This window comes from Pantoea sp. Morm (genome assembly GCF_016643525.1).
Taxonomy (GTDB): domain Bacteria; phylum Pseudomonadota; class Gammaproteobacteria; order Enterobacterales; family Enterobacteriaceae; genus Pantoea; species Pantoea dispersa.
Window position 1 is genome coordinate 24,397 of the sequence record NZ_VOQX01000052.1, and the last position, 12,325, is coordinate 36,721.

Annotated in this window: 10 protein-coding genes; 8 read left to right on the forward strand and 2 right to left on the reverse strand. The window is 58.1% G+C overall.

Annotation, left to right across the window (positions count from 1 at the left end; translation table 11 throughout):
- Positions 1-259: 259 nt before the first annotated feature.
- The 3 genes from mprA (at position 260) to emrB (ending at position 3,665) form a co-directional block, all read left to right on the forward strand.
- The gene (gene mprA, locus FT726_RS17420) at positions 260-790 is read left to right on the forward strand and encodes a transcriptional repressor MprA (RefSeq protein WP_021506466.1); all 531 of its coding nucleotides are present in this window, start codon (positions 260-262) and stop codon (positions 788-790) included.
- Between the two features lie 149 nt (positions 791-939).
- Entirely contained in the window at positions 940-2,112 is a 1,173-nt protein-coding gene (gene emrA / locus FT726_RS17425; protein WP_058770894.1) for a multidrug efflux MFS transporter periplasmic adaptor subunit EmrA, read from the forward strand.
- 17 nt (positions 2,113-2,129) lie between these two features.
- Positions 2,130-3,665 carry a multidrug efflux MFS transporter permease subunit EmrB gene (gene emrB, locus FT726_RS17430; RefSeq protein WP_021506464.1) on the forward strand — a complete coding sequence of 512 codons (1,536 nt, stop codon included), beginning with the start codon at positions 2,130-2,132 and terminating at the stop codon, positions 3,663-3,665.
- A gap of 42 nt (positions 3,666-3,707) precedes the next feature.
- Here the strand turns inward: emrB and FT726_RS17435 are convergent, their stop codons facing one another.
- Positions 3,708-4,850, reverse strand: coding sequence for a tRNA/rRNA methyltransferase (locus FT726_RS17435; protein ID WP_288424006.1), 1,143 nt, complete (start codon positions 4,848-4,850; stop codon positions 3,708-3,710).
- 156 nt (positions 4,851-5,006) lie between these two features.
- Between FT726_RS17435 and trxC the strand changes: the two genes are divergently transcribed.
- From trxC to FT726_RS17460, 5 genes are all read left to right on the forward strand, one after another.
- Positions 5,007-5,426 (forward strand): thioredoxin TrxC, encoded by a 420-nt coding sequence (gene trxC, locus FT726_RS17440; protein WP_021313847.1) that lies wholly within the window; start codon positions 5,007-5,009, stop codon positions 5,424-5,426.
- A gap of 76 nt (positions 5,427-5,502) precedes the next feature.
- The gene (locus FT726_RS17445) at positions 5,503-6,195 is read left to right on the forward strand and encodes a tRNA-uridine aminocarboxypropyltransferase (protein WP_346303147.1); all 693 of its coding nucleotides are present in this window, start codon (positions 5,503-5,505) and stop codon (positions 6,193-6,195) included.
- 86 nt (positions 6,196-6,281) lie between these two features.
- Positions 6,282-8,969, forward strand: a complete 2,688-nt coding sequence (locus FT726_RS17450) for a bifunctional acetate--CoA ligase family protein/GNAT family N-acetyltransferase (protein ID WP_346303148.1) — start codon at positions 6,282-6,284, stop codon at positions 8,967-8,969.
- Between the two features lie 83 nt (positions 8,970-9,052).
- Positions 9,053-10,411 (forward strand): CDP-diacylglycerol--serine O-phosphatidyltransferase, encoded by a 1,359-nt coding sequence (gene pssA, locus FT726_RS17455; protein WP_176428114.1) that lies wholly within the window; start codon positions 9,053-9,055, stop codon positions 10,409-10,411.
- Between the two features lie 3 nt (positions 10,412-10,414).
- Positions 10,415-10,735, forward strand: a complete 321-nt coding sequence (locus FT726_RS17460) for a YfiM family lipoprotein (RefSeq protein ID WP_125310799.1) — start codon at positions 10,415-10,417, stop codon at positions 10,733-10,735.
- Here FT726_RS17460 and FT726_RS17465 read toward each other — a convergent pair whose 3' ends face one another.
- Positions 10,736-12,037 (reverse strand): MFS family transporter, encoded by a 1,302-nt coding sequence (locus tag FT726_RS17465; protein ID WP_021506458.1) that lies wholly within the window; start codon positions 12,035-12,037, stop codon positions 10,736-10,738.
- Between the last annotated feature and the right edge of the window lie 288 nt (positions 12,038-12,325).

Below are 12,325 nucleotides of genomic sequence, written 5' to 3' on the forward strand. Positions count from 1 at the left end.
GTTAGCCACACAGTTATTCACCTAAGTTATTTTTACTCGCGAAATTATTCAATCCACTGAAGGTTTCGCTTAGCGAATTGATGACGATAGCGGCTTTGTCTGCAAAGCGGCTGGTCAGGGCGCAGAGCCCAGGGTTATGGACCGACCTGGAACGCCAGGTGCTGACAGTGTGACGGTGCAAACAATCACAGGCGGAAAATATGACTACGCTTAATCTGTCACCCTCATTATTATATTTGTTGCAACTAAGAGGTTTTTAATGGAAAGCTCGTTTACTCCCATTGAGCAGATGCTAAACATCCGTGCTAATCGCCACAAAGATTTTCCGCTGCAGGAGATCATCCTGACCCGTCTGTGCATGCACATGCAGGGTAAGCTGCTGGATAATCGCAACAAAATGTTGAAGGCGCAGGGAATTAACGAAACTTTATTCATGGCGCTGATTACGCTGGACGCGCAGGAAAACCAGAGCATTCAGCCTTCTGAGCTGAGCTCGGCGCTGGGTTCTTCCCGCACCAACGCGACGCGCATCGCTGATGAACTGGAAAAGCGCGGCTGGATCGAGCGTCGTGAGAGCGATAACGATCGCCGTTGCCTGCACCTGCACCTGACGGAAAAAGGTAACGAATTCTTACGTCAGCTGCTGCCACCACAGCATCAGAGCCTGCAGTATCTGTGGTCCTCGCTGACCGATACCGAGCAGGAGCAGCTGGAAGCCATCACGCGTAAGTTGCTTAACCGTCTCGATAAAATGGACGAAGATCAGGTTATCGCTTCCCTGTCGCGTTAATAGCAAGAACTGCGACACAATCACCCACCGAAATCGCTATTTTAATCCCCTTTTATCCGGCCAGCGTTGCAAACGCTGGCTTTTTCGACTCGGGCGACCGTGTTGATGGATCAACACATCCCGACTAAATGGCAAACGTGGAGAACGACATGAGTGCGACAGCGGAAGCTCAAAGCCCGCAACAGCCCGCGAACAAAAAGAAGAAGCGCAAAGGTGCGCTGATCCTGCTGGCTATCGTGTTTATCGTGATTGGTGTGGGTTATCTGGCTTACTGGTATCTGGTGCTGCGCCACTTCCAGGAAACCGATGACGCCTACGTGGCAGGCAACCAGGTGCAGGTGATGGCCCAGGTTTCCGGCAGCGTGAATAAAGTGTGGTTCGAGGATACGGATCGGGTGAAAAAAGGCGACATTCTGGTGTCGCTGGATAAAACCGATGCGCAGCAGGCATTCGAGAAAGCGCAGACCGCGCTGGCCACCAGCGTGCGCCAGACGCACCAGCTGATGATCAACGGCAAACAGTATCAGGCCACCATCAAGCTGCAACAGACCGCGCTGGATCAGGCCGAATCCGACCTGAAACGTCGTGAGCCGCTCGGTGCCGCCAATCTGATTGGTCGCGAAGAGCTGCAGCACGCGCGTGATGCCGTGGCCACGGCGAAAGCCCAGCTGGACGTGGCGATTCAGCAGTACAACGCGAACCAGGCGATGATCCTGAATACCGACCTCGAAAATCAGCCGGCGGTAAAACAGAGCGCTGCTGAGCTGCGCGATGCCTGGCTGGCGCTGCAGCGCACCGACATCCGCAGTCCGATGGACGGCTATGTCTCGCGTCGCAGCGTGCAGGTCGGTTCACAGATCTCCACCAGCACACCGCTGCTGGCGGTGGTGCCGGCCACCAACCTGTGGGTTGACGCCAACTTTAAAGAGACGCAGCTGGCAGGCGTGCGCATCGGTCAGCCCGCCACGGTCATCAGTGATATCTACGGCGATGATGTGGAGTATCACGGCAAGGTAGTTGGTCTGGATATGGGCACCGGTAGCGCCTTCTCGCTGCTGCCAGCGCAGAACGCCACCGGTAACTGGATCAAAGTGGTACAGCGTCTGCCGGTGCGTATCGAACTCGATCCGCAGCAAGTGGCGCAACATCCGCTGCGTATCGGCCTGTCCACGCTGGTGAAAGTAGATACCCAGAACAAAGATGGCGCCGCGCTGGCCAGCAATGTCCGCACCCAGGCCGCGTATGAAAGTAACGCGCTGGCAATCGACCTTGCGCCGGTTAACCAGCTGATCGCTGACATTGTCCGTGCCAACGCGCAATAACCTCGCGGGAGGCTGTTATGGCACAAAAGCCGCTTGAAGGTGCGCCGTTAGTTCTGATGACCATCGCCCTGTCGCTGGCGACGTTCATGCAGGTACTCGACTCCACCATCGCTAACGTGGCGATCCCAACCATCGCCGGTAACCTCGGGGCGTCCAACTCGCAGGGCACCTGGGTGATCACCTCGTTCGGGGTGGCGAATGCCATCTCGATCCCGATCACCGGCTGGCTGGCAAAGCGCGTTGGTGAAGTGAAGCTGTTCACCTGGTCGACCATTCTGTTCGCGCTGGCCTCATGGGCGTGCGGCATGTCCGAAAGCCTGGAGATGCTGATCTTCTTCCGCGTGATTCAGGGCGTGGTGGCCGGTCCGCTGATTCCGCTGTCGCAAAGTTTGCTACTGAACAACTACCCGCCGGCCAAGCGCAGCGTGGCGCTGTCGCTGTGGGCGATGACGGTGATCGTTGCGCCGATCTGCGGTCCGATTCTTGGCGGCTGGATCAGCGATAACTATCACTGGGGCTGGATCTTCTTCATCAACGTGCCAATTGGCGTGGTGGTGGTGATGCTGACGCTGCAAACCCTGCGCGGGCGCGAAACCAAAACTGAGATCCGCCCGATCGATATGGTCGGTCTGGTGCTGCTGGTGGTGGGGATTGGTTCTCTGCAGGTGATGCTTGACCGCGGTAAAGAACTCGACTGGTTTGGCTCAACCGAAATCATCGTGCTGACGGTGGTCGCGGTGGTGTCGCTAGCCGTGCTGCTGGTGTGGGAGCTGACCGACGATCACCCGATTGTCGATTTGTCGCTGTTTAAGAAGCGAAATTTCACCATCGGCTGTCTGTCGATCAGTCTGGCTTACATGCTGTACTTCGGCTCGATCGTCCTGCTGCCGCAGCTGCTCCAGGAGGTATACGGCTATACCGCCACCTGGGCAGGGCTGGCATCGGCGCCGGTGGGGATCATTCCGGTGATTCTGTCGCCGATCATTGGCCGCTTCGCCCATAAGCTGGACATGCGGCGGCTGGTGACCTTTAGTTTTATCATGTATGCGGTGTGCTTCTACTGGCGTGCGTATACGTTTGAGCCGGGGATGGATTTCGGTGCCTCCGCGTGGCCGCAGTTTATCCAGGGGTTCGCGGTGGCCTGCTTCTTTATGCCGCTGACCACCATTACGCTGTCCGGCTTGCCGCCAGAGCGTATGGCGGCGGCCTCCAGCCTGTCGAACTTTGTGCGTACGCTGGCGGGTTCAATCGGAACGTCGATCACCACCACCATGTGGACAGATCGCGAATCGATGCACCACAGCTACCTGTCGGAATCGGTTAATCCATTCAATCCGAATTCGCAGCAAATGTATGATCAGCTGCAAAGCATGGGCATGACGCAGCAGCAGGCATCGGCTTATATCGCCCAGCAAATTACTAATCAGGGCCTGATTATCTCGGCTAACGAGATCTTCTGGGCATCGGCGGGGGTGTTTTTGGTCCTGCTGGTTCTGGTGTGGTTTGCCCGACCGCCGTTTGGCGCGGGCGGCGGCGGCGGTGGCGCGCACTGAGTGACAGAAACAAAAACGGGCCACAGCGGCCCGTTTTTTTATTTATGCGTTCTGACGCCACCATTCGGCGAGCAGAATGCCGGTCGCGACCGAAACGTTGAGGCTTTCAACGTTGCCGGTCCCGCCAATCGACAGGCTGATATCGCCCTGCTGGAATGCGCTGTCTGACAGACCTTCACGCTCCTGACCCAGCACCAGTACCATTTTGGCTGGCAGCGCCGCCTGCGCCAGTGGCGTACCGGCGTGGCTGGATGTGGTCACGATGGTGTAACCGGCTTTGCGGAACGCTTCCAGACCCGCAGCAAAGCTTTCACCGCTGATCGCCTGGACGTGCTCTGCACCACCTTCAGCCGTGCGAACTGCGGCACCCGACTCCAGCAGCGAGGCATCATTGACCAGCAAACCTTTGATGCCAAAGTGCGCGCAGCTGCGCATGATACCGCCAAGGTTGTGCGGGTTGCTGACATCTTCCAGCGCCAGTACGCAGTCTTTGCTCTGCGCCTGCTGCAGCCATTCCGCCACCGGCATGCCCATGCGCTTCTTAATAATGAAGCACACGCCACCGTGGTGTTCAGTTCCGGACGCTTTCGCCAGCTCGGCGTCGTCCACCACGTGATAGGCTTTGCGGTTTGCTGCCAGCCAGCGCAGGGTTTCGCGGAAGCGCGGCGTGACGCTTTGCACGAACCAGGCACGGACGATGCTTTCGGGACGGCTCTGGAACAGCGCCTGGCAGGCGTTTTCGCCATACACGCGCGTCTCTTCCTGACGCTGACGGCGAATCAGTTCCGGGTCGATAACCGGCTTGCTGCTGGCCGCTTCGTCACCCGCATCCGCTTCAGCGGCGACTGGCGGACGTGACACGGTGCGCCACGGTGAATCACTGAAGCCGCGATCGTCCCGATCGCTGCGACGCCCGCGCGCGCTATCGTCACGCGGACCGCGCGAACGGCCAGCATCGTCACGTGGACCACGCGAACGCCCGGCATCATCGCCACGGGCGGTGCGCGGACGACCGCTCTCTTCATTATTACGGGTGCTGCGAGGACCAGAGCGACGATTCTCTTCCTGGCGCGCAGCAGGACGGCCGCCTTTGCCGGTACGGGGATTTGGCTTCTGACCGCCCTCCTCATCACGTACGTACATCACTTTTACCTTGCCGCTTTTGCCTTTAAATTCGTCGTTCATCTGTTCCTCCAGCATTGAGAGCGCGAAGATTACCTGATGTGTCGGCGCTTAGCTATCAACTATTGAACCTATTGCTTAATCCAGATTGAGCATAGCATTCAACCTTTTCATAATGTTCACCAATCCTAAGATTTACAGGTCCGGTTTGAGGTGACGATGAATACTGTATGTGCCTCCTGTCAGGCAACTAACCGCGTTCCCGAGGAACGTCTGGCCGACGGAGCCAAATGCGGTCGCTGCGGCGATGCGCTATTTAGCGGTGAAGTGGTGAATGCCACGGCGGCCACGCTGGATAAATACCTGCAGGACGATCTGCCGGTCGTGGTCGACTTCTGGGCGCCATGGTGCGGCCCGTGCGTGAACTTCGCGCCGGTGTTTAAAGACGTCGCTGACGAGCGGCGCGGCAAAGTGCGCTTCGTGAAAGTGAACACTGAGGCGGAACCTGCGCTCAGCACGCGTTTTCGCATCCGCAGCATCCCAACCATTATGCTGTTCAAAAACGGTGAGATGGTGGACATGCTGAACGGTGCGATGCCGAAAGCGCCGTTCAACGAATGGCTCGACGAATCACTCTAATCCTCCAGGGCCAGCCACGTGCTGGCCTTGTTTTTGCCCTTCTATTACACTGGCGTTTTTCCCTGTCCGCGATGCTATGTCTGAAAATGCCGTCCTGCGCCTGCGTGCGCAGCGTTTAGCGCGTGCCACGCGCCCGTTTCTCGCCCGAGGCAACCGCGTGCTGCGCTGTCAGCGCTGCCTGCTGCCGCATAAAAACTGTCTGTGCGCGACCCTGCAGCCGCAACAGGCGCGCAGCCGGTTTTGCCTGGTGATGTTTGATACTGAACCAATGAAACCCAGTAATACCGGCCGGCTGATTGCCGACATTCTGCCGGAAACCCAGGCCTTTGGCTGGTCGCGCACCGAGCCCGACGCCGCGCTGCTGGCGGCGGTGCAGACGGCCGATTATCAGCCGATGGTGGTGTTTCCCGGTGCCTACGCCGATGCCGATCGCCAGGTTCTGACCACGCCGCCCACCAGCGGCAAGCCCCCACTGTTTATTATGCTCGACGGCACCTGGACCGAAGCGCGCAAAATGTTCCGCAAAAGTCCGTGGCTGGATAGCTTTCCGGTGATGTCACTGGATGTGGCGACACCGTCGCGCTACACGCTGCGCGAAGCCCATGCGCCGGGCCAGCACTGCACCGCCGAAGTGGCCGCCGCGCTGCTGGAACAGGCAGGTGACGCCCCGGCGGCGCAGGCGTTGCAGCAGCACTTTGAACGCTTCCGTCAGGCCTATCTGGCCGGTAAACCCCACCATCCGATACACGCGCAAGCAGATAATTTCTGAAGCTGGCTCGCAGCCTGACATCGACAAATCGGCAACCGGCGCAAAAGCGTTTACAATCATGCCAATCCCGAGAGCAGGAGCGAATGATGAGCCAACGTGGACTGGAAGCGCTGTTACGACCGAAATCAATTGCGGTGCTGGGTGCGTCGGTAAAACCGGGCCGCGCTGGCTATCTGATGATGCGCAACCTGCTGGCGGGCGGCTTTGGCGGTCCGGTGTTGCCGGTCACGCCCAAATACAAGGCGGTCAGCGGCGTGCTGGCCTGGCCGGATGTGGCCACCCTGCCCTTCGCCCCCGATCTGGCGATTATCTGCACCCACGCCAGACGCAATCTGGAACTTTTACAGCAGCTGGGAGAAAAAGGCTGTAAAGCCTGCATCATTCTCTCCGCGCCGGCCAGCCAGCTGGAGGCGCTGAAAGCCTGTGCCAGCCAGTGGCAGATGCGCCTGCTGGGCCCCAACAGTCTGGGCCTGTTAGCCCCCTGGCAGGGGCTGAATGCCAGCTTCTCACCGGTACCGATTGCAAAGGGCCGCATCGCCTTTATTTCGCAATCGGCGGCGGTGTCCAACACCATTCTCGACTGGGCGCAACAGCGCAACCTGGGCTTTTCGTGGTTTATCGCCTTAGGCGATAGCCTGGATATTGATGTCGACGACCTGCTGGATTTTCTTGCACGCGATGGCAAAACCAGCGCCATTTTGCTCTACCTGGAACATCTGAGCGACGCCCGGCGCTTCGTTTCTGCCTCGCGTAGCGCAGCGCGTAATAAACCCATTCTGGTGATCAAAAGCGGTCGCAGCCATCAGGCACAGGCGATGATCGGCACCGCCAGCGGGCTGGATGCCGCCTGGGATGCCGCCATTCAGCGCGCCGGTCTGCTGCGCGTGCAGGACACGCATGAGCTGTTTTCCGCCGTGGAGTCGCTCAGCCACATGCGCCCGCTGCGCGGTGAGCGCCTGATGATTATCAGCAACGGCGCCGCTCCGGCAGCCCTGGCGCTGGATGAACTCTATGCGCGTAACGGCAAGCTGGCGACGCTGGATGAGCCCACGCTGCAGGCGCTGGCGGCCCTGCTGCCGGAGGGCATCGGGCGCGGTAATCCGCTGGATTTGAAAGATCATGCAACCCCCGCGCTGTACGTGGCCTGCGTAACACAGCTGCTCGACAGCCATGAACTGGATGCGCTGATGATTATTCATTCACCCAGCGCCGTCTCTCCGGCCAGTGAAACCGCCACGCAGATTATTGCGGCGGTGGCCGCGCATCCGCGGGGTAAGCAGGTGACGCTGCTGACCAACTGGTGCGGCGAACACTCTTCGCAGGAAGCCCGCCGCGCATTCACCCAGGCCGGCATTCCGACCTGGCGCACGCCAGAAGGCACGGTGACGGCATTCATGCATCAGGTTGAGTACCGGCGTAACCAGAAACAGTTACGCGAAACGCCAGCGCTGCCGCTGGGCCTGACGCAAAACAGCGCCGAGGCACATCAGCTGCTGCAGCAGGCACTGGATAGCGGCATTACCACGCTGGATACGCACGAGGTGCAGCCCATACTGCAGGCTTACGGGCTGGCGACGCTGCCGACGTGGATCGCCAGCGACAGCCAGTCTGCCGCTAAGATTGCCGACCAGATTGGTTATCCGGTGGCGCTCAAGCTGCGCTCGCCGGATATTGCGCATAAGTCGGATGTACAGGGCGTGATGCTCTATCTGCGCAGCGCGGCAGAAGTTGAACAGGCAGCAGACGCCATCTTCGATCGCGTGCGTGAAACGCATCCGCAGGCGCGCATTGACGGTCTGCTGGTGCAAAGTATGGCGAACCGCGCCGGTGCGCAGGAGTTGCGGGTGGTGGTTGAGCATGACCCGCTGTTTGGCCCAATCATCATGCTGGGCGAAGGCGGTGTGGAGTGGCAACCGGACAAGCAGGCCGCCGTAGCGTTGCCGCCGCTGAATATGACGCTGGCGCGCTATCTGGTGATTCAGGCACTGAAGAGCGGCAAAGTGCGCAGCCGCAGTGCACTGCGACCGCTGGACATCACCGGTCTGAGTCAGCTGCTGGTGCAGGTATCAAACCTCGTGGTGGACTGTCCGGAGATTCAGCGGCTGGATATTCATCCGCTGCTGGCATCCGCCAATACCTTTACCTTGCTGGACGTGACGCTGCAGCTGGCTCCGTTTCATGGCGACAGTGAGGCGCGGCTGGCGATTCGTCCCTATCCGCACCATCTGGAAGAGCAGGTGCAGCTTAAAGATGGCCAGCGCTGCCTGTTTCGCCCGATTCTGCCGGAGGATGAACCGCAGCTACGTGCCTTCATCGCCCAGGTCACCAAAGAAGACCTTTACTATCGCTACTTCAGTGAGATCAATGAGTTTACCCACGACGATTTGGCGAACATGACGCAGATCGATTACGACCGGGAGATGGCGATTGTCGCAGTACGCCAGCATAACGGTGCTAATGAGATCATCGGCGTGACGCGCGCGATCTCCGATGCTGACAATATCGACGCAGAATTTTCGGTATTGGTGCGTTCTGACCTGAAGGGTCTGGGCATGGGCCGGCGGCTGCTGGAAAAGATGATCCGCTATACGCGCGATCACGGCCTGCAACAATTGAACGGTATCACCATGCCGCACAATACCGGCATGATTACCCTGGCGCGAAAACTCAATTTTCGTGTGAATATTCAACTGGATGATGGCATTGTTAGCCTGAATTTACCGCTGGCTGACACCGGCGACCTGGCTGTAGAGAAAGGTAAAAATCCTCCTTAACCGGCCGGTTGATGTTATTATTTACCGTTAGGATCATGATTTGATGGCAAAAGGCCATACAATGAACAGAGAAGAAGTGCACTGTGATGTTGTCTAAATTCAAACGCAATAAACACCAACAACACCTCGCACAGCTGCCTAAACTGTCACAGTCCGTGTCGGATGTGACCACGCTTTACTCGCCCGCCGAGTTTCGTGAAACCCTGCTGACGAAAATCGCCACGGCAGAAAAACGCATCTGCATCGCCGCGCTGTATCTGGAAAATGATGACGGCGGACGCAGCATCATGCAGGCGCTGTATGCAGCGCGTCAGGCGCGCCCGGAACTGGATGTCAGCATTCTGGTGGACTGGCATCGTGCGCAGCGCGGCCGTATCGGTGCCGCGCGCGGCCTGACGAATGCCGACTGGTATTGCGAAATGGCGGCGCAGCATCCCGATATCGCGATTCCGGTGTACGGCATTCCGGTGAACACCCGGGAAGCGCTGGGTGTGCTGCATCTGAAAGGCTTTATCATTGACGATACGCTGCTCTACAGCGGTGCCAGCCTGAACGATGTTTATCTGCATCAGCATGACAAATACCGTTATGACCGTTATCAGCTGATCCGTAATCCGCAGCTGGCGGACACCATGTTTCAGTGGATTGGTGAGAATCTCAAACATTCTGAGGCCGTTAACCGTCTCGACCAGGCCGAACGTCCCTCCAGCCCGGAAATCAAGAATGAAACCCGCCAGTTTCGCCAGGAGCTGCGCAGCTTCAATTATCAGTTTACCGGTGATGCCGGCAACGAATCACTGGCCGTCACGCCGCTGGTCGGGCTGGGTAAACGTAGCCTGCTGAACAAAACCATCTTCCATTTAATGCCCTGCGCCGAGCGTAAGCTCACGCTGTGCACGCCTTACTTTAACCTGCCGGCCATTCTGGTGCGCAATCTGATCCAGCTGCTGCGTCAGGGCAAAGAGGTCGAAATCATCGTCGGCGATAAAACCGCCAACGATTTCTACATTCCGCCACACGAGCCGTTCAAGATTATCGGTGCGCTGCCCTATCTGTATGAAATCAACCTGCGTCGCTTCCTCAGCCGGTTGCAGTATTACGTTAATAACGGCCAGCTGACGGTACGTTTGTGGAAAGATGGCGACAACAGCTATCACCTGAAAGGCATCTGGGTTGATGACGAGTGGATGATGATCACCGGTAATAACCTCAATCCGCGCGCCTGGCGACTCGATCTGGAAAATGCGGTGCTGATTCACGATCCACTCAACCAGCTGGCAGAGCAGCGCGATAAGGAACTGGCGCTGATCCGTCAGCACACCACGGTGGTGAAACATTTCCGCGAGCTGGAGAGCATCTCTGATTATCCGGCAAAGGTGCGTAAGCTGATTCGCCGTCTGCGTCGCATCCGTATCGATCGCCTTATTAGCCGTCTGCTGTAGCCGATGCGTGCGCTCATCCTCTGTGCGGTATTACTGTGTAGCGGATGTGCGCATGTGGCGCAGGACAGCTGGACCGGCCAGGATAAAGCACAACACTTTTTCTCCTCTGCCGCTCTGGCTGCCGCTGGCAGTGAGATCTCTCAGCATCAACATCAGGGGCGCGGGCAAAATCTGCGCTTCGGCCTGCTCTTTTCGCTCAGCTTCGGCGTGGCCAAAGAAGCCTGGGACAGCCGCCCTGCCGGGAGCGGCTGGAGCTGGAAAGATCTCAGCTGGGATGTCGCCGGTGCGGCCAGCGGCATTGCCCTGTGGAACCTGAGCCAGTAATCACAGCGCAATCCCCTTGCCTTTGCGGTGCAGCATCAGCGATACCAGAAATGCCAGCGCGCCCATTGCCGAGACATACCAGAAGAAAGTGGTTTCGATGCCGTGCTTCTTCAGTAACAGCGCCACGTACTCGGCCGAACCGCCAAAGATAGCGTTAGCTACCGCATAGGAAAGCCCCACGCCGAGCGCCCGCACTTCCGGCGGGAACATCTCCGCTTTAAGGATGCCGCTGATGGCGGTGTAGAAACTGGTAATAATCAGCGCCAGCATCACCAGCACGAACGCCAGCCCGCTACTTTGCACATTCTGCAGCAACATCAAAATCGGCACGGTACAGATAGCCGCGCCAGCGCCGAAGATCATCATTGATGCCCGCCGGCCAATCTTATCTGATAGCGCGCCCACAATCGGCTGAATCAGCATGAATACCAGCAGCGCGCCGGTCATCAACGCACTGGCGCTACGCGCATCCATACCCGCCGTGTTCACCAGATATTTCTGCATGTAGGTTGTGAAGGTATAGAAGCTCAGCGATCCGCCGGCGGTAAAGCCAAGCACCATCAGGAAGGCGCGCGAGTGGTTACGCAGCAGGCCAAGAATGCTGCCGGCATCGCGATGTTCCCGGTGCTTTTTCTCGGAGGTTTCATTCAGTGAGCGACGCAACCACAGAGCGACCACGGCCAGAACCGCGCCAAGAAAGAACGGAATACGCCAGCCCCAGCTGCGCAGCGCTTCATCACTGAGGATTTGTTGCAGTACCACGACCGTCAGCACGGCTAACAGCTGACCGCCAATCAGGGTGACGTACTGGAACGACGCGTAGAAGCCTTTGCGCCCTTCCAGTGCCACCTCACTCATGTAGGTAGCACTGGTACCATATTCACCGCCCACCGATAAGCCCTGAAACATGCGCGCCAGCAACAAAATCACCGGTGCCGCAATGCCGATTTCGCCATAGCCGGGTAAACAGGCGATGACCAGCGAACCAAAACACATCATGCATACCGAGATCAGCATCGAACTTTTTCGGCCGTGACGGTCCGCGATGTAGCCGAATAGCCAGCCACCGATGGGGCGCATTAAGAAGCCCGCCGCAAACACGCCGGCCGTTTGCAGCAGCTGGGTAGTGGTGTCGCCGGCCGGGAAAAATACATGAGCAAAATAGAGCGAGAAGAACGAGTAGACGTAGAAATCAAACCATTCGACCAGATTGCCGGACGACGCGCCGACAATGGCCCAGATGCGTTGTTTACTGACGGCTGCCGCTTCCGGCTGGGCCGATTTTTGTTGTAAGTCTGTCATCTTTTACCTCATTTCCTTGCGAAGAACATCGCTAAAGCAATGAGTAAAGCATCTGAGGACGGCGCGGGGGGATTGGTGCCCGTTCAGGATGACAAAATGTGACAGAGCTGGAGTTTTAAGGAGAGATTTTGCAGAGGATTAAGTGGATTTGGCGATCGCCAGACGTAAAAAAGCCCCGGACTCTCGTCCGGGGCTTTTTTACTGGTTTGATGCCTGGCAGTTCCCTACTCTCGCATGGGGAGGCCCCACACTACCATCGGCGCTACGGCGTTTCACTTCTGAGTTCGG